The 18,049-nt window shown below is 65.0% G+C and carries 17 protein-coding genes; 9 read left to right on the top strand and 8 right to left on the bottom strand.

Annotated features, from left to right (window positions below):
- Window positions 1-140: 140 nt before the first annotated feature.
- From ilvD to ACFSQR_RS08545, 3 genes are all read left to right on the top strand, one after another.
- Window positions 141-1,826 (top strand): dihydroxy-acid dehydratase, encoded by a 1,686-nt coding sequence (gene ilvD / locus ACFSQR_RS08555; protein ID WP_377729286.1) that lies wholly within the window; start codon window positions 141-143, stop codon window positions 1,824-1,826.
- Between the two features lie 92 nt (window positions 1,827-1,918).
- Window positions 1,919-2,407 carry a GNAT family N-acetyltransferase gene (locus ACFSQR_RS08550; RefSeq protein ID WP_377729285.1) on the top strand — a complete coding sequence of 163 codons (489 nt, stop codon included), beginning with the start codon at window positions 1,919-1,921 and terminating at the stop codon, window positions 2,405-2,407.
- Between the two features lie 71 nt (window positions 2,408-2,478).
- Complete coding sequence (locus tag ACFSQR_RS08545) at window positions 2,479-2,877, top strand: GFA family protein (RefSeq protein ID WP_377729284.1); 399 nt, start codon at window positions 2,479-2,481, stop codon at window positions 2,875-2,877.
- Between the two features lie 15 nt (window positions 2,878-2,892).
- On the opposite strand, the gene ACFSQR_RS08540 is transcribed toward ACFSQR_RS08545, so the two are convergent.
- Together ACFSQR_RS08540 and ACFSQR_RS08535 are read right to left on the bottom strand one after the other, a co-directional pair.
- Complete coding sequence (locus ACFSQR_RS08540) at window positions 2,893-3,693, bottom strand: YdiY family protein (RefSeq protein WP_377729282.1); 801 nt, start codon at window positions 3,691-3,693, stop codon at window positions 2,893-2,895.
- A gap of 8 nt (window positions 3,694-3,701) precedes the next feature.
- Window positions 3,702-3,926, bottom strand: coding sequence for a TIGR04438 family Trp-rich protein (locus ACFSQR_RS08535; RefSeq protein ID WP_377729281.1), 225 nt, complete (start codon window positions 3,924-3,926; stop codon window positions 3,702-3,704).
- A 122-nt stretch (window positions 3,927-4,048) separates the two neighbouring features.
- On the opposite strand from ACFSQR_RS08535, the gene ACFSQR_RS08530 reads away from it, so the two are divergent.
- Window positions 4,049-4,357: a c-type cytochrome gene (locus ACFSQR_RS08530; RefSeq protein WP_377729280.1), complete on the top strand. Its 309-nt coding sequence runs from the start codon at window positions 4,049-4,051 to the stop codon at window positions 4,355-4,357.
- 361 nt (window positions 4,358-4,718) lie between these two features.
- The gene (locus ACFSQR_RS08525; protein WP_377729279.1) at window positions 4,719-5,933 is read left to right on the top strand and encodes a DUF4382 domain-containing protein; all 1,215 of its coding nucleotides are present in this window, start codon (window positions 4,719-4,721) and stop codon (window positions 5,931-5,933) included.
- 112 nt (window positions 5,934-6,045) lie between these two features.
- Here the strand turns inward: ACFSQR_RS08525 and ACFSQR_RS08520 are convergent, their stop codons facing one another.
- The 6 genes from ACFSQR_RS08520 to folD form a co-directional block, all read right to left on the bottom strand.
- The gene (locus tag ACFSQR_RS08520; protein WP_377729278.1) at window positions 6,046-6,414 is read right to left on the bottom strand and encodes a hypothetical protein; all 369 of its coding nucleotides are present in this window, start codon (window positions 6,412-6,414) and stop codon (window positions 6,046-6,048) included.
- A 13-nt stretch (window positions 6,415-6,427) separates the two neighbouring features.
- Window positions 6,428-6,811, bottom strand: a complete 384-nt coding sequence (locus ACFSQR_RS08515) for a hypothetical protein (RefSeq protein ID WP_377729277.1) — start codon at window positions 6,809-6,811, stop codon at window positions 6,428-6,430.
- A complete protein-coding gene (locus ACFSQR_RS08510; RefSeq protein ID WP_377729276.1) occupies window positions 6,808-7,233 on the bottom strand; it encodes a DNA polymerase III subunit chi in 426 nt (141 codons plus the stop codon). Before ACFSQR_RS08510 ends, ACFSQR_RS08515 begins: the two co-directional genes overlap by 4 nt.
- A gap of 1 nt (window position 7,234) precedes the next feature.
- Window positions 7,235-7,843: a DUF4124 domain-containing protein gene (locus ACFSQR_RS08505; RefSeq protein ID WP_377729275.1), complete on the bottom strand. Its 609-nt coding sequence runs from the start codon at window positions 7,841-7,843 to the stop codon at window positions 7,235-7,237.
- 67 nt (window positions 7,844-7,910) lie between these two features.
- A complete protein-coding gene (locus tag ACFSQR_RS08500) occupies window positions 7,911-9,992 on the bottom strand; it encodes a M3 family metallopeptidase (protein WP_377729274.1) in 2,082 nt (693 codons plus the stop codon).
- A gap of 115 nt (window positions 9,993-10,107) precedes the next feature.
- The gene (gene folD / locus ACFSQR_RS08495; protein WP_377729273.1) at window positions 10,108-10,953 is read right to left on the bottom strand and encodes a bifunctional methylenetetrahydrofolate dehydrogenase/methenyltetrahydrofolate cyclohydrolase FolD; all 846 of its coding nucleotides are present in this window, start codon (window positions 10,951-10,953) and stop codon (window positions 10,108-10,110) included.
- A 265-nt stretch (window positions 10,954-11,218) separates the two neighbouring features.
- Between folD and aceE the strand changes: the two genes are divergently transcribed.
- The 4 genes from aceE (at window position 11,219) to xth (ending at window position 18,048) form a co-directional block, all read left to right on the top strand.
- Complete coding sequence (gene aceE, locus ACFSQR_RS08490) at window positions 11,219-13,912, top strand: pyruvate dehydrogenase (acetyl-transferring), homodimeric type (RefSeq protein ID WP_377729272.1); 2,694 nt, start codon at window positions 11,219-11,221, stop codon at window positions 13,910-13,912.
- 89 nt (window positions 13,913-14,001) lie between these two features.
- A complete protein-coding gene (gene aceF / locus ACFSQR_RS08485; RefSeq protein WP_377729271.1) occupies window positions 14,002-15,351 on the top strand; it encodes a dihydrolipoyllysine-residue acetyltransferase in 1,350 nt (449 codons plus the stop codon).
- A gap of 15 nt (window positions 15,352-15,366) precedes the next feature.
- Window positions 15,367-17,151 (top strand): dihydrolipoyl dehydrogenase, encoded by a 1,785-nt coding sequence (gene lpdA / locus ACFSQR_RS08480; protein WP_377729270.1) that lies wholly within the window; start codon window positions 15,367-15,369, stop codon window positions 17,149-17,151.
- A 114-nt stretch (window positions 17,152-17,265) separates the two neighbouring features.
- Complete coding sequence (xth, locus tag ACFSQR_RS08475; RefSeq protein WP_377729269.1) at window positions 17,266-18,048, top strand: exodeoxyribonuclease III; 783 nt, start codon at window positions 17,266-17,268, stop codon at window positions 18,046-18,048.
- Window position 18,049: the final 1 nt, after the last annotated feature.

Raw genomic sequence — 18,049 nt, 5'->3', positions numbered from 1 at the left:
GTCGTGGTGCGCCGTGATACTTTTTGCGACTCGAAACGGCCTCTGTGATACACGCAGAGTATCACAGCCCCCTGCATGATGTATTTGACATGCCCCCGTCCCGGCGGCATCCTGATTTGATCCAAACAGGAGCCGATGCCATGGCAGACACCCCCAAATACAACCGCCGCTCGCGCAACGTCACCGAAGGCGTCGCGCGCAGCCCGAACCGCTCGATGTACTACGCGATGGGCTACCAGAAGGAAGACTTCGACAAGCCGATGATCGGCATCGCCAACGCGCACTCCACGATCACCCCATGCAACTCGGGGCTGCAGAAGCTGGCCGACATCGCGGTGGCCACAGTGCGCGAGTCCGGCGCCAACCCGCAGGTGTTCGGCACCCCGACCATCTCGGACGGCATGTCGATGGGCACCGAGGGCATGAAGTACTCGCTGATCTCGCGCGAGGTGATCGCCGACGCCATCGAAACCTGCGTCAACGGCCAGTGGATGGACGGCGTGATCGCGGTGGGCGGCTGCGACAAGAACATGCCCGGCGGCCTGATCGCCATGCTGCGCACCAACGTCCCCTCGATCTACGTCTACGGCGGCACCATCCGACCGGGGCACTGGAAGGGCAAGGCGCTCACCATCGTGTCCGCATTCGAAGCGGTGGGCGAATTCACCGCCGGCCGCATGACGCGCGAGGATTTCGAAGGCATCGAGCGCAACGCCTGCCCCTCGACCGGCTCGTGCGGCGGCATGTACACGGCCAACACCATGGCATCCTCGTTCGAGGCGCTTGGCATGGCCCTGATGTACTCGTCCACCATGGCCAATCCGGACGACGAAAAGGTCGGCTCGGCCGCCGAGTCGGCCCGCGTGCTGGTGGAAGCGGTCAAGCGCGACCTCAAGCCGCGCGATATCGTCACGCGCGCATCGATCGAAAACGCGGTCGCGCTGATCATGGCGACCGGCGGCTCGACCAACGCCGTGCTGCACTACCTCGCCATCGCCCACGCGGCGGAGGTGGAGTGGACCATTGACGACTTCGAGCGCGTGCGCCGGCGCGTGCCCGTGATCTGCAACCTCAAGCCCTCCGGCCAGTACGTCGCCACCGACCTGCACCGCGCGGGCGGCGTGCCGCAGGTGCTGCGCCTGCTGCTCGACGCCGGCCTGCTGCACGGCGACTGCATCACCATTACCGGCCGCACGCTCGCGCAGGAACTGGAGCACGTGCCGTCCGCGCCGCCGGCCGGCCAGGACGTGATCCTCCCGCTCGATCGGCCGCTGTACACGCAGGGACACCTCGCCATCCTCAAGGGCAACCTGTCGCCCGAGGGCTGCGTCGCCAAGATCACCGGCCTGAAAAACCCTGCGATCACCGGACCGGCGCGCGTGTTCGACGACGAATACAGCGCCATGGACGCCATCCTCGCGGACCGCATCCGTGCCGGCGACGTGCTGGTGCTGCGCTACCTCGGCCCGCGCGGCGGTCCCGGCATGCCCGAGATGCTCGCGCCCACCGCCGCCCTGATCGGCAAGGGGCTGGGCGAATCGGTCGGCCTGATCACCGACGGCCGCTTCTCCGGTGGCACCTGGGGCATGGTGGTCGGCCACGTCTCGCCGGAAGCCATCGAGGGCGGCCCGATCGCCCTGGTGGAAGAGGGCGACACCATCACCATCGACGCCAACCGCCTGCTGATCGAACTTGCCGTCCCCGACGACGAACTGGCGCGGCGCCGTGCGAACTGGCAGCGCCCCGCGCCGCGCTACACCCGCGGCGTGCTCGCCAAGTACGCCGCGCTCGCGCTCCCCGCCAGCAAAGGCGCCGGCACCTGCTAAAAAATGGGGTCTGTCCCCATTTCGAAAATGGGGACAGACCCCATTTTCGGGGCGGTAGAATGTGGATTGCGAAAACGACCTGGCGATCCGACATGAGCACTTGCTTCGGTACCTTGACTACGCGTCCACCCGTCGCCAGCGACGACGATTTCCTGGCGCGCCTCTACGCTTCCACGCGCGCCGACCTGCTGCACCTGCCGGTGCCTGCCGAGGTGGCGCGCGCCATCATCCGCCACCAGCAGCAGCTGCAGGCGATCGGCTATGCGGCGGACTTTCCGCATGCCGAATACCTGGTGCTGGAGAGCGATGGCGTGGCGGTCGGCCGCGCGGTGATCGACACAAGTGCGTCGGGGATCCGCCTGGTCGATATCTCGATCGCGCCCGAAGCGCGGCGGCGCGGATACGCGGCCACCGTGCTGCGCGCGCTGCAGGAGCGCGGGGACGGGACCGGCATACCGGTGACGCTGCGCGTCCGCAGGGACAACGCGGGAGCGCGCGCCCTGTATGCCGACCTTGGCTTCGTCGTGATTGCCGCCGACGAGATTGCGGAGCAGATGTGCTGGACGCCGCCCGAGCGTTGACGCAAGCGCGCGCAGCGCGTTATCGCAGCGCGCTAAGCTACTTGGACTGGTGAACCTGGCAGGAGGAAGCCATGCTGGCGCAAGGAGGCTGCTATTGCGGCGCGGTCCGCTATGAGGTCAGGGGAGAACTCACGCACGCGACAATGTGCCATTGCGCGGATTGCCGGCGCGTGGCCGGTGCGCCGGCGGTGGCGTGGGTCACGGTAGCGGAGGAACGGCTGCAGTTTACTGACGCGCAGCCCAGGTGGTTCCGGTCGAGCGAGCATGTGCTGCGCGCGTTCTGCGCCGCATGCGGCACGCCCATCGCGTACAAGGACGAGCGCGAAGCCGGCTTCGTGGATGTCGTCACGTGCAGCCTCGATGATCCAGCGATCGCCGCGCCGGAGGACCACACCTTCTATGCGAGCCGCGTGCCATGGCTGCATGTGTGCGACGACTTGCCGCGTTTCGCCCGCACGCGCAGGGATTAGGGCCGTCAGTCCCGATCAGAACGAGTAGACCAGCGTCAGCGAGGTCTGCGTATCCGTGTTCTTTTTCTCGGGCGGGACGTTGGTGTCGTTGCGCGCGCTGAAGGCGGCCTTCATCTGCATCGTGCTGTTGATGCGCGTGCTGAGCGAAGTTTCGGCCACCGAGCGCATGTTGGAGGTGCCGCGCTCCACGCTTACGGTCTGCGCGAACAGCGCCGATTCGCTCATCTCCCAGCGGAAGCGCGCCGCGCCGCGCACGGTGACGCCGCTTTCGGATTCGCCGTCTTCGCGCTTGCCATTGAAGTAGCCCGGGCCGATCTCCACGTCGAGCGTCTTGTGGTCGGTGTTGTACCACTGCGAGCCGTGTCCGATCGCGAAGGTGGTGTAGCGCGTGTAGGCGCCGAACTTGTCGTTGACGTGCGTGGCCAGCGCGAACGCGCGCTTGCCTTCGCCCAGCAGCTTGAGCGCAGTCTTGGCCGACATGGCGTAGCGCTCGGCCGAGGTCTGGCGATGGCGGTTGCCTTCCTCGTCCATCACCTCGTCCTGCTTGAAGAAGCCGCTCAGCACGTACTCGTTGCTCCAGTGCGGCAGCTCCTGGCGCGCGTCGATCTTGCCCGAGACCGAGGTGCCGGTGGTATTGCCCGAGGTGCTGATCGCGCCCAGTTCGGCGGAAGTGAACCAGCCGCCGTCCGGAATGATGGCGGGGCGGGCGACGCTCAGCCCGGCGTGTACATTGCCCAGTGCGGGCAGGTCGGCGGCCAGAGCGGCAGGGGCGGCGGCGACAGCCAGGGCCAGCGCCAGGATCGGTCGTGTGTTCATTAAATCAACTACCTTTTCTTGTCGAACGCCTTCTTGACGCGTTCCTTGCGGCGCTGCTCGTCCACGTTGTGCTGCTTCTTCTTGTCCAGGCCGAGCGCTTTCTCGATGAACTCGAACCATACGAAGGCAAACACCATCAGCCCGACAATGTACCACCACGACAGCTCGGCGAAGCGCCACACTTCGAAGTAGCGCAGGCCGACGAGGGCGACGATGAGAATGATCAAAAACATGGCAAGACTCCTTTTTGCTGTCACAGCATATTACAAATCTGTGTAGCTGTGGAGAAACAACGCCGTCCGGCAAAGTCGTAACGAGGTACAATGTATTCAGTGGATTTCTAAGGAGAGATGCAATGAAACACGTAATGATGGTATTGGCGGCCGCTTCGGTGCTCGTGTCGGGCAGCGCGATGGCGAGTGCAGACCTGGCCAAGGCCAAGAACTGCATGGCTTGCCACGCGGTCCAGACGAAACTGGTCGGCCCTGCCTTCAAGGATGTGGCGTCGAAGTACGCAGGCCAGAAGGGTATCGAGGACAAGCTGGTGGCCAAGGTCATCAAGGGTGGATCGGGTTCCTGGGGCGCGATCCCGATGCCGGCCAACCCGCAAGTCTCCGACGCGGAAGCGAAGGCCCTGGTCAAGTGGATCATGGTCCAGAAGTAATCGCCTCCTAGCACCAGCCAAAAACGCGCCCCCGTGGCGCGTTTTTTTACGCCCCGAATAATGGGGACAGACCCCATTTTTCTCGAATAATGGGGACAGACCCCATTTTTTGCCCCGAGCGTGCTCCGGCGGAGGCCTCCCGAAATGGGGTCTGTCCCCATTTTCGAAATGGGGTCTGTCCCCATTTTCGGTCTCCATTTTGGCGGCGGGCGGATTTACAACGGAACCTGGCGCGCAAGTGTAATGGAGGTAAGCAAATGTTTCCGGCAATCGTGCGTGGCCCATTTGTTGCTGTGGAGTACTTATTATGCATATACGAAGTACGCAACTTCGGTATGTACAACTACTAATGAGGCAGCCCATGAAACGATCCAGCACCCACCTCGGCCTCGCGGCCACCGCCGCCCTGGCAGCAACCCTGGCCGCTTGCGGCGGCGGCGGCGACGCCGGCGCGCCGGCACCCGTCCTGACCCACGGCACGCTCGGCGTGTCGCTGACGGATGCGCCGGCCTGCGGCTTCGATGCCGTCAACGTCACCGTCAACAAAGTGCGAGTGCACAAGAGCGCGAGCGCCGGCGAGTCCGAAGCCGGCTGGACCGACATCACCCTCAGCCCCGCCAAGAAGATCAACCTGCTGAACCTGACCAACGGCGTGCTCGAATCGCTGGGACAGACTTCGCTGGAAGCGGGAAAGTACACCCAGCTGCGCCTCGTCCTCGACGCCAACACCGGCAACGGCCTGGCCAACTCCGTGGTGCCGACCGGCGGCGCGGAAGTCAGCCTGGACACGCCGAGCGCGGTCCAGAGCGGCATCAAGCTGGTCAACGAATTCGAAGTCAAGGGCGGCCAGCGGGTCGACCTCGTGCTCGACTTTGACGCGTGCAAATCGGTCGTCACCAAGGGCGGCAGCAACCGCTACGCGCTCAAGCCGGTCGTCAAGGTCATCCCGACCGCGATCAACGGCATCTCCGGCTACATCGCCCCGGCGCTCGTGGCCAGCAATGTCACCATCACCGCGCAGCAGAACGGCAACGTGATCGCCGCGACGGCGCCGAAGACGACCGGCGAATTCATGCTGGCGCGCCTGGCACCGGGCAACTACGACGTGGTCATCACCGCGGACGGCAAGTCGGCCACCGTGATCGGCGCCGTGCCGGTAGCATCGGAAAGCAGCAATACCGCGCTGTCGACCAGCGCCGCGCCAATCGCCATGGCGGACAGCGCGCAATCGTCGATCGGCGGCGTCGTGACGCTGACCCCGGCCAGCACCACCGAAGCGGCTTACGTGGCCGCGCGCCAAAGCTTTGCCTCCGGCCCGCTGGTGACCATCCGCTACAAGGGCGCCGACCTGGCCACGGGCGCGTACACCATCGACAAGCTGCCGGTCGCCGCGCCGCAGTACGCCGCGTACAGCGCGACGCTGCCGCTCGCGTTCGCCCCTGCGGCCAATGTGACCCCGGGCGCCGGCAAGTACCGCGTCGACGCTTCCGCCACCGGCTACGCGACCAAGTCGGTCGATGCCGTTGACATCACGACGCAAGCGCAAAGCGCCGTCAACTTCGCACTGACCCCGTAAAAAGGAAGGGGACGGTCCCTACGCCGCTGAGCGGGCAGTACCGTCCCCATTATGTCTTTTAGGTGTCAAACAAGGCTGGGGACAGTCCCTTAGGGACGGTCCCCTTTCTCATTCAGGCAGAGGTGCAGAGGTAGCCTTTGTCGGCGGCAGCCGCATCGTTGCGGCAGGCGAGCGGATTGGTGACGGTCTGCGTGTCGCCGTCATTCAGGATCTTGACGATCACTTCGCGGCTCTCGGTGCTGCGCGACAGGCACTCCCACACGTACAGCCGCACCGCGCCCGGCGGCGATTGCACCTGCTCCGCCAGTTTCATCTCATCGCATTGCGCGCCGCGCAGCGCCTTGTCGCGCGCCTCGGTCGCCTTGGTCATCAGCGTCTCTTCGTTGTAGAACTTGGCCTGGTTCGGCCGCACGTACAGGAAGGCGCCGATCACCAGCGCGACCAGCGGGACGATCTTGATCATTGCACTGCGGTTGTTCATCGTGTGGGCTTTCTTATTTGCGAAGCGCTTTGAGGTGGGTGAGTTCCTGCGTCACCGCGCGGGCGACGATCTTCTCGAGGGTGTCGTGCAGGCCTTCGCGGATCTCCGAGGTCAGGCTCTTGAGCGCGTGCTGCAGCACGTCGGACATCGCGTCGCGCACGCGCTGCTCCAGCACGAAGTCCGTGCGGCTCTGCAGCTGCGTGAGGATGCGTTCGGACAGGCGCAGCTCCAGCGCTTCCCAGTCCGCGTCCGTCCAGCTTTGCACTTCGCGCTGGGCCAGGCCCTGCGACGATGCGGCCGGCGTGTCCGCAGCGGCAGGCGCGGGCGCCGCCGCTTCGTCCAGCACTTCGGTCAGGACGGGAATGCTGGGATCGAATGCCGGATTCTGGTTGCTCATGACTGGCCTGCCACGAAATGGGTCAAGGGATAGGACTGCTTCTTGTAGGCGACGTAGCGTTTGCGGCCTTCCTGCGCATCCTGCTCGTCGGTCGAAACGATTTCGAACACGCGCGAGAAGCGGTCCACGCCATCCGGGATCGACTGCCCGAGGTTGACGAGGATGTCGGTGTGCGGCAGCGGAGCGGACATCGACGCGGTCACGATGATCGGCGTCTGCGCCGCCAGCGCGTCGCCGGCCATCACGTGCGGCAGGAAGTCGGTATCGGAAAAGGTCCACAGCGCTTCGTCGAGCTGCGCGGCCTGCGCCTCGTCGGCGGCAAGCAGCACCACCTTGCCGCTGGCGCCGTAGGCCTTGCGCGCAAGGCGGCACGCATACGCCACCTTGTCGGGGATATTGGTATGGAAGTCGACGCGCGTCATGTCAGAACTGGAAGTCGGGCGCGGGCGGCACCTTGGGGGCTGTCTCTTCGGGAACCGGTTTTTGCTCCACCGGCGCGGGCGGAGGCGGCGCGGCCGGCTCCACGGTGGCCAGGCGGAACTCGGGGCCGACCACGCGCTGCTTCGGATACGCGGCCGCATTCAGGGCGGCGGTCAGCGATTCGGATTCGAAGCCGGTCATGCGGGTGCGGCCGACAACGATGAACGGGAGCTGGTTGGCGCCGCCGGCGGCCTTCAGCTGTTCATGGTCTTCGGCGCTGGTGACGGTTTTTTCAGTGTACGGGATGCCGCGTGCGGCCAGCGCGGCGCGTGCCGCGTCGCAGGCGGCGCAGCCCACGGTGGTGTAGATGGTGACGGGCGCCGCGCGCATCGCCTGCGCGAGCGAGTAGGGCACGTTGACCGAGCCGCCGCCGGAGGTGAACTGCTTGACCTGCACCTTGCCCTGTTCGCGGGCGGGTGGCGGGGTATCGCTGTAATGGGTGACTCCCTTCGAGTCCTTCCATTTGTACACCTGCTGGGCGAACGCATGGCCGGCCGCGGTGGCCAACAGCGCGGCGCCGGTAGCGGTCAGGATCAAGGTCGTGCGTTTCATGCGTCTCCTGCGAGATCAGGCTAAAAAGCGGGGACGGTCCCTGTTCGGGGACAGTCCCACGGTGTACCTACTGCTTCATGCCGCTGTGGCGCAGCAGGGCGTCGATGTTCGGCTCGCGGCCGCGGAAGGCCATGAACGATTCGAGCGCCGGACGCGAGCCGCCCACCGCCAGGATCTCTTCCTGGAAGCGCTTGCCCGTTTCCACCGACAGGTCGCCGCCGCCCGCTTCCACCGCTTCCTCGAAAGCGGCATACGCGTCGGCCGACAGTACCTCGGCCCATTTGTAGCTATAGTAACCTGCGGCATAGCCGCCGGCAAAGATATGGCCGAACGAATGCTGGAAGCGGTTGAACGCCGGCGGCACCATCACCGCGAATTTTTCGCGCACTTCGTCCACCAGCTGCTGCACCGTGCGCTCCGAGCCCGGGTCGAAGTCGTAGTGCAGGTGCATGTCGATCAGCGAGAACTCGACCTGGCGCAGAGTCTGCATCCCGGACTGGAAGTTCTTGGCCGCGACCATCTTGTCGAACAGTTCGCGCGGCAGCGGCTCGCCGGTGGTCGCGTGCGAGGTCATGTTGCGCACCACGTCCCACTCCCAGCAGAAGTTCTCCATGAACTGGGACGGCAGCTCCACCGCATCCCACTCCACGCCGGAAATGCCGGACACGCCCAGCTCTTCCACTTGCGTGAGCATGTGGTGCAGGCCGTGGCCGAACTCGTGGAACAGGGTGATCACTTCGTCATGCGTGAACAGCGACGGCTTGGTCACGCCGTCGACGGTCGCAGGCGGCGTGAAGTTGCAGGTCAGGTAGGCGATCGGGGTCTGCACCTCGCCGCCCGACACCATGCGGCGTCCGCGCGCATCGTCCATCCAGGCGCCGCCGCCCTTGCCCTCGCGCGCATACAGGTCGAGGTAGAACTGGCCGATCAGCTGGCCGGCGCGCTCGATGCGGAAGAAGCGCACGTCCGGGTGCCACACGCTGGCCTGGTCGGGCTTGATCTCGACGCTGAACAGGCCGGAGATCAGCTTGAACAGGCCTTCGATGACTTTCGGCTCCGGGAAGTATTCTTTCACTTCCTGCGCGGAGAAGGCGTAGCGCTTCTCGCGCAGCTTCTCGGACGCGTAGGCGATGTCCCAGGCGTGCAGCTCCTCCAGTCCCAGCTCGGCGCGGGCGAATTCGCGCAGCTCGGCCAGGTCCTTCTCGGCATAGGGACGCGCGCGGCGCGCCAGGTCTTCCAGGAACTCGATCACATGCTCGGGGCTCTGCGCCATCTTCGGCACCAGCGAAACTTCGGCGAAATTGCGGTAGTCGAGCAGCTTGGCTTCCTCGTCGCGCAGCTTGAGCAGCTGGGCGATGTTGCCGGTGTTATCCCACTTCTCCAGTTCCGAGAACACCACGCCGATTTCGGATGCCTTGGTGGCGTTGGCGCGGTAGATGGTCTCGCGCAGCTCGCGCTTGTGGGCGAACTGCAGCAGCGGGAAGTAGGACGGGAAGTGCAGCGTGAACTGGTAACCCTGCTTGCCGTCCTTCTCGGCGGAGGCGCGCGCGGCGTCGATCACGTCCTGCGGCACGCCGGCCAGGTCGGCCACGTCGGCCACCAGCAGCTTGTAGTCGTTGGTGGCGTCCAGCACGTTCTCGGAAAAGCGCGTCGAGATGGCGGCATGCTGCTCCTGGATCTCGGCAAAGCGCTTCTTCTTCTCCGGCGGCAGTTCGGCGCCGCCCAGGCGGAAGTCGCGCAGCGCGTTTTCGACGATCCGCTTGCGGGCCGGGGACAGCTGCTCGTAGCCGGCGCCGTGGCGCAGCGCCTTGTACTTGGCGAACAGGTTCTCGTTCTGCGACAGCTCGGTCCAGAACTCGGTGACCTTGGGCTGGTTTTCGTTGTAGGCGGCGCGCAGCTCGGGCGTGTCGGCCACGTTGTTGAGGTGGTTGACCACGCCCCAGGCGCGGCCCAGGCGCTCGGTGGCTTCCTCGAGCGGGGTCACGAAGTTGTCCCAGGTCACGTCGTCCGATGGCGCTTCGAGCTGTTTGACGACCTCGCGCGCGTGCGCGATCAGCTGCTCGATGGCGGGGGTGACGTGCTCGGGCCGGAACGCGTCGAAGCGCGGCAAACCGGAAAAGTCGAGGAGGGGGTTGTTCTCAGCGTTCATCTCAATTCATCCTCTGTTGGGCCGGGGGACCGTCCCCAGCTTTTTCGCCGGGCCGGCGGCAGTGCGTGCTAAAAAGCTGGGGACGGTCCCCATTGGGGACACTCCCCCTAACGCATCAAACGCGCTCGGCGGACTCGATCGTATTCATCAGCAGCATCGTAATCGTCATCGGCCCCACGCCGCCCGGCACCGGCGTAATGTGCGACGCGACTTCCTTCACGCCCGCAAAATCCACATCGCCACACAGCTTGCCTTCATCGTCGCGGTTCATGCCGACATCGATCACGATCGCGCCAGGCTTGACCATATCAGCCGTCAGCGTGTTGCGTCGCCCGACTGCTGCCACCACCACGTCCGCCTGGCGGGTGTGGTAGCCCAGGTCCGCGGTCGCGCTATGGCAGATGGTGACGGTGGCGTTGGCTTGCAAGAGCAGCAGGCCCATCGGCTTGCCGACCGTGTTGCTGCGGCCGATCACGACCGCGTGCTTGCCGCGCAGGTCGAAACCGGTGGACTCGATCAGCTTCATGCAGCCGTACGGCGTGCACGGGCGGAAACCTTCCAGCCCCGTCATCAGTTCGCCGGCGGACAGCACCGAATAGCCGTCCACGTCCTTGGACGCGTCGATCGCCTCGATCACCTTGTGCGGGTTGATGTGTTTCGGGAGCGGCATCTGCACGAGGATTCCGTGGATCGACGGGTCGGCGTTCAGCGCGGCGATACGGTCGAGCAGGGCGGCCTCGGACAGGTCGGCGTCGTAGCGGTCGAACACCGAGCGGATGCCGACGTCGCCGCAGGCCTTGATCTTATTGCGCACATAGACCTGGCTGGCCGGGTCCTCGCCGACCAGGATCACGGCCAGGCCGGGTTGGCGGCCTTTAGCGGTGAGGTCAGCGGCGCGCTCGGCGATCTCGCCGCGCAATTGTTTGGAAAGTTGGACTCCGTCGATCAGTTGGGCTGGCATGGGCGGGCAAAAGTTAGAAGGAAAACAGCATTATAGAACGCTGGCCCGCCAACCCAAAAATGGGGACAGACCCCATTTTCGAGCCACCGCCCAAAAATGGGGTCTGTCCCCATTTCGGAAATGGGGTCTGTCCCCATTTTGGGGGAATTTCATGATGTGAAATGGCGTATCGCAATTTGGAAACGGGTGCGAACACTGTTAGAATCTTCCCACTTAGTACTTTGGCACTCGTGAATAATTGACGCACTTATAAGGAGACGCATCGATGTCAGCTCAACTCGACCAGGTGAACGCGCAAGCAAATGACCCGGATTCGCTGGAAACGAAAGAATGGCTGGAAGCGCTCGAAGCCGTCATTGAAAACGAGGGTCCGGAACGCGCCCACTACCTGATGGAGCGCCTGGTCGACCTCGCGCGCCGCCGCGGCGCCGATGTCCCGTTCTCGGCCAACACCGCCTACGTCAACACGATCCCGGCCCACCTCGAAGAGCGCTGCCCGGGCAACCTCGAATACGAAGAGCGCCTGCGCTCGTGGATGCGCTGGAACGCCATGGCCATGGTCGTGCGCGCCAACCGCGCCGACGGCGACCTGGGCGGCCACCTGGCTTCGTTCGCATCGCTCGCCAACATGCTGGGCATCGGCTTCAACCACTTCTGGCGCGGCCCGACCGACGACCACGCCGGCGACCTGCTGTACATCCAGGGCCACTCCTCGCCTGGCATCTACGCGCGCGCCTTCCTCGAAGGCCGCATCACCGAAGACCAGCTGATCAACTTCCGCCGCGAAGTCGATGGCCAGGGCCTGTCGTCCTATCCGCACCCGAAGCTGATGCCGAAGTTCTGGCAGTTCCCGACCGTGTCGATGGGCCTCGGCCCGCTCATGGCGATCTACCAGGCGCGCTTCCTCAAGTACCTGCACGCGCGCTCGATCGCGCAGACCGAAGGCCGCAAGGTCTGGGTCTTCTGCGGCGACGGCGAGATGGACGAGCCGGAATCGATGGGCGCGATCGGCATGGCCGCGCGCGAACGCCTCGACAACCTGGTCATGGTCGTCAACTGCAACCTGCAGCGCCTGGACGGTCCTGTGCGCGGCAACGGCAAGATCATCCAGGAACTGGAAGCGGACTTCCGCGGCGCCGGCTGGACCGTGATCAAGGTGATCTGGGGCCCGGGCTGGGACGAGCTGCTGGCGCGCGACAAGGACGGCATCCTGCAGCAGGTGATGATGGACACCGTCGACGGCGAATACCAGACCTACAAGGCGCGCGATGGCGCGTACGTGCGCAAGCACTTCTTCGGCAAGCATCCGAAGCTGCTGGAGATGGTTGCCAACATGACCGACGACGACATCTGGCGCCTGACCCGCGGCGGCCACGACCCGCACAAGATCTACGCCGCCTTCAAGAAGGCGAATGAAGCGCAGGGCAAGCCGACGGTCCTGCTGGTCAAGACCATCAAGGGCTACGGCATGGGCAAGTACGGCGAGGCGCGCAATACCGCGCACCAGACCAAGAAGCTGGACGACCAGGCGATCCGCGAGATGCGCGACCGCTACGGCATCCCGATCTCCGACGAGCAGCTGCCGCAGATCCCGTTCTACAAGCCATCCGACGACGCGCCGGAAATGCAGTACCTGCACGAGCGCCGCAAGGCCCTCGGCGGCTACCTGCCGCAGCGCCGCGAGAAGGCCGACCAGGGCCTGCAGATCCCGCCGCTGTCGGCGTTCCAGAACCTGCTCGAGCCAACCCCGGAAGGCCGCGAGATTTCGACCACCCAGGCCTTCGTGCGCCTGCTGGCCGTGCTGCTGCGCGACGAGAACACCAAGGAGCGCGTGGTCCCGATCGTGGTCGACGAGTCGCGTACCTTCGGCATGGAAGGCCTGTTCCGCCAGATCGGCATCTTCAGCCAGCAAGGCCAGTTGTACGAGCCGGTCGACCGCGACCAGGTGATGTACTACCGTGAAGACAAGGCCGGCCAGGTGCTCCAGGAAGGCATTAACGAAGCGGGCGGCATGTGCTCGTGGATTGCGGCGTCGACCTCGTACTCGACGAACAACCGCATCATGATCCCGTTCTACATCTTCTACTCGATGTTCGGCATGCAGCGCGTTGGCGACCTGGCATGGGCGGCGGGCGACATGCGCGCACGAGGCTTCCTGCTGGGCGGCACCGCGGGACGCACCACGCTGAACGGCGAAGGCCTGCAGCACGAAGATGGCCACAGCCACATCATGGCCGCGACCATCCCGAACTGCATGCCGTACGACCCGACCTTCGCGCACGAAGTCGCGGTCATCATGCAGGACGGTATGCGCCGCATGATGCAGGACCAGGAAGACGTGTTCTACTACATCACGCTGATGAACGAGAACTACGCACACCCGGGCATGAAGCCAGGCAGCGAAGAGGGCATCCTGAAGGGCATGTACCTGCTCCAGGAAGGCGACGCCAACGCCAAGGCGCGCGTGCAGCTGATCGGCTCCGGCACGATCCTGCACCAGTCGCTGCAGGCCGCGCAGCTGCTCAAGGACGACTGGGGCATCGCCGCCGACGTCTGGTCCGCACCGTCGCTCACGCTGCTGGCGCGCGACGGCCAGGACGCCGAGCGCTGGAACCTGGTCAACCCGGCCGGCGAGCAGAAGGTGCCGTACGTGACCTCGCTGCTGGCGCCGACCTCCGGCCCGATCGTCGCGACCACCGACTACATGCGCATGTTCGCCGAGCAGATCCGCGCGTTCATGCCGGCAGGCCGCAACTACAAGGTCCTCGGCACGGACGGCTTCGGCCGCTCCGACTCGCGCGAGAAGCTGCGCGAGTTCTTCGAAGTGAACCGCTACTACGTGACCGTGTCCGCGCTGAAGGCCCTGGCCGAAGACGGCGTGATCGAAAACGCGATCGTGGAGCAGGCCATCACGAAGTACGGCCTGAACCCGAACAAGCCAAATCCGGTGACCCAGTAAAAAGACCGCTACGGCGGGGACTGTCCCCAAAAGGGGACCGTCCCCAGATCTTTAGCGTCCAAAGCCGAAAAAGAATACGGAGCGAATATATGAGCATGGTAGAAGTCAAAGTCCCGGACATCGGCGACTTCAAGGAAGTCGAAGTCATTGAACTGATGGTCAAGCCGGGCGACACGATCAAGGTCGATCAGTCGCTGATCACGGTGGAGTCGGACAAGGCGAGCATGGAAATCCCGTCCTCGCACGCGGGCGTCGTGAAGGAACTGCGCGTCAAGGTAGGCGACAAGGTCAAAGAAGGCTCGCTGGTCCTGATGCTGGAAGAAACGGCCGGCGCAGCAGCACCTGCCGCCGAAAGCAAGCCAGCCGCGCCAGCGGAAGCCGCTGCGCCAGCGCAGGCGGCAGCACCAGCGGCTGCGCCAGCACCAGCACCAGCACCGGCGGCACCTGCAGCTGCCCCTGCCCCTGCACCAGCCGCGTCGCAAGGCCCCGGCTCGGTTGAAACCGGCAAGCTGGCCCACGCATCCCCATCGATCCGCAAGTTCGCGCGCGAACTCGGCGTCGACCTGTCGCGCGTCCCAGGCACCGGCCCGAAAGGCCGCATCCTGCACGTCGACGTGCAGAACTTCGTCAAGGGCGTCATGTCCGGCGCAACCGCGCCTGCGGCCGGTGGCGCAGCCGGCGCCGGCATCGGCGGCCTGTCGCTGCTGCCATGGCCATCGCTGGACTTCTCCAAGTTCGGCCCGACCGAACTGCTGCCGCTGTCGCGTATCAAGAAGATCAGCGGCCCGAACCTGCACCGTAACTGGGTGATGATCCCGCACGTGACGCAGTTCGACGAATCCGACGTGACCGACCTGGAACAGTTCCGCGTCGACTCCAACGCGGCGCTGGCCAAGGCCAAGTCGACCGTCAAGCTGACCATGCTGGCGTTCGTGATCAAGGCTTCGGTCGCCGCGCTGAAGAAGTACCCGGCCTTCAACTCGTCGCTCGACGAGAAGGGGGAGAACCTGATCCTCAAGCAGTACTACAACATCGGCTTCGCGGCCGACACCCCGAACGGCCTGGTGGTCCCGGTCATCAAGGACGCCGACAAGAAGTCGGTCTCGCAGATCGCCACCGAAATGGGCGAGATGTCCGCACAGGCGCGCGAGGGCAAGCTCAAGCCGACCGACATGCAGGGTGCGACCTTCACGATCTCGTCGCTGGGCGGCATTGGCGGCACCGCGTTCACGCCGATCATCAATGCGCCGGAAGTGGCGATCCTTGGCCTGTCCAAGTCCAGCATGAAGCCGGTGTGGGACGGCTCGGCCTTCCAGCCGCGCCTGATGCTGCCGCTGTCGCTGTCGTACGACCACCGCGTGATCGACGGCGCCATGGCCGCACGCTTCACGGCTTACCTGGCGGAGGTCCTGGCCGACCTGCGCAAGACCTTGCTGTAACAGGGGAGAGCGGATATGAGCACTGAAGTAAAAGTCCCCAACATCGGCGACTTCAAGGACGTCGAAGTCATCGAACTGATGGTCAAGCCGGGCGACACCATCAAGGTCGACCAGTCGGTCGCCACCGTCGAATCGGACAAGGCCAGCATGGAGATCCCATCCACGCACGCCGGCGTCGTCAAGGAACTGAAGATCAAGGTCGGCGACAAGGTCAATGAAGGTACGCTGATGCTGGTCATCGACGAGGCAGCCGGCGCCGCGGCGCCTGCAGCAGCACCGGCAGCAGCACCGGCAGCTTCGCCTGCTGCCGCACCTGCACCTGCATCTGCTGCTGCACCGGCGCCGGCTCCAGCCGGCAGCGCCTACAGCGGCAAGGTCGACATCGAATGCGACATGATGGTCCTCGGCGCAGGCCCTGGCGGCTACTCCGCCGCCTTCCGCTCCGCCGACCTGGGCATGAACGTGGTCCTGGTCGAAAAGTACGCAGCCCTGGGCGGCGTATGCCTGAACGTCGGCTGCATCCCGTCGAAGGCGCTGCTGCACGTCGCCGCCGTCATCGACGAAACGGCCGAAATGGGTTCGCACGGCGTCAAATTCGCCAAGCCGGAAGTGAACATCGACGAACTGCGCGCCTACAAGGACAAGGTCATTACCAAGATGACCGGCGGCCTGGCCGGCATGGCCAAGGCCCGCAAAGTGAAGGTGGTGCAGGGCGTCGGCAACTTCGTCAGCCCGAACCACATCGAGGTGACCGCGGCCGACGGCAGCAAGCAGGTGGTGCAGTTCAAACAGGCGATCATTGCCGCCGGTTCGGCCGTCGTGAAGCTGCCGTTCATTCCTGAAGATCCGCGCATCGTCGATTCGACCGGCGCGCTGGAACTGCGCCAGGTGCCGAAGAAGATGCTGGTCATCGGCGGCGGCATCATCGGCCTGGAAATGGCGACCGTGTACTCCACGCTGGGCGCGCGCATCGACGTCGTCGAAATGATGGACGGCCTGATGCAGGGAGCGGACCGCGACATGGTCAAGGTCTGGCAGAAGTACAACGAGAAGCGCTTCGACAAGGTCATGACCAAGACGAAGACGGTGGGCGTGGAAGCGCTGGCCGAAGGCATCAAGGTCACGTTCGAAGCGGCGGAAGCCGGCGCCACCGCGCCGGAACCGCAGCTGTACGACATGGTGCTGGTGGCCGTGGGCCGCAGCCCGAACGGCAAGAAGATCGCCGCCGACAAGGCCGGCGTGATCGTCAACGAGCGCGGCTTCATCCCGGTCGACGGCCAGATGCGCACCAACGTGCCGCACATCTTCGCGATCGGCGACATCGTCGGCCAGCCGATGCTGGCGCACAAGGCGGTGCACGAGGCGCACGTAGCGGCGGAAGCGGCGCACGGCGAGAAGGCCTTCTTCGACGCCAAGGTCATCCCGTCGGTGGCCTACACCAACCCTGAAGTGGCGTGGGTCGGCATCACCGAGGACGAAGCCAAGGCAAAGGGCATTGAACTGAAGAAGGGCCACTTCCCGTGGGCTGCCAGCGGCCGTGCGGTCGCCAATGCGCGCGACGAAGGCTTCACCAAGCTGCTGTTCGACGCCGAAACCGGCCGCATCGTCGGTGGTGGTATCGTAGGCACCGGCGCCGGCGACATGATCGGCGAAGTCGCGCTGGCGATCGAGATGGGCGCGGATGGCGTGGATATCGGCAAGACCATCCACCCGCACCCGACGCTGGGCGAATCGATCGGCATGGCTGCGGAAGTCTACAAAGGCGTCTGCACCGACCTGCCGCCGCAGCGCAAGCGCTAAGGTTCGAGGGACTGTCCCCAACGGGGACCGTCCCTTGATCTTTAATTAGCGAGCCTCCCAACAAAAGATCAGGGGACAGTCCCCAGGGGGGCAGTCCCCAACCCCGAGGAACAGATGCGGATCGCCACTTTCAACATCAACGGAATGAACGCCCGGCTGCCAGCCCTGCTGCAGTGGCTGGAAGAAGAGCAGCCCGACGTCGCCTGCCTGCAGGAGCTCAAGACCCCGCACGAGAAATTCCCCGAGCTGGCGATCGAAGCGGCCGGCTACGGCGCCATCTGGCACGGCCAGAAGAGCTGGAACGGCGTCGCCATCCTGCAGCGCGGCGCGAAGCCGCAGGAACTCAAGGTCGGCCTGCCCGGCGACGAGGAGGACCTGCAAAGCCGCTATATCGAAGCGCTGGTCGACGGCGTGGTGGTGGCGTGCCTGTATCTCCCGAACGGCAATCCCGCGCCCGGTCCCAAGTTCGACTACAAGCTCAAATGGATGGAGCGCTTGATCATCCGCGGCCAGGAGCTGATCGACAGCGGCGTGCCTGCCGTGCTGGCGGGCGACTTTAACGTCATGCCGCATGATATCGACGTGTACAAGCCGGAGCGCTGGCTGACCGATGCGCTGTTCCGCCCCGAATCGCGCGAAGCCTTCCACCGCCTGGTGGCGCAGGGCTGGACCGACTCGGTGCGCGCGATGCATCCGGATGAAGTGATCTACACCTTCTGGGACTACTTCCGCAACGCGTTCGGCCGCAACGCGGGCATACGCATCGACCACCTGCTGCTCAGCCCTTCGCTGGCGCCGTCGCTGCGCGGCGCGGGCGTGCACACCAACGTGCGCGCACGCGAAAAGCCGAGCGACCACGCACCGACCTGGATCGAACTGGATTGGAAGGGCGCATAAG

Source organism: Pseudoduganella sp. GCM10020061, from assembly GCF_042683405.1.
Classification (GTDB): Bacteria; Pseudomonadota; Gammaproteobacteria; order Burkholderiales; family Burkholderiaceae_D; genus Telluria.
This window is presented reverse-complemented; position numbering and strand designations above follow the sequence as displayed.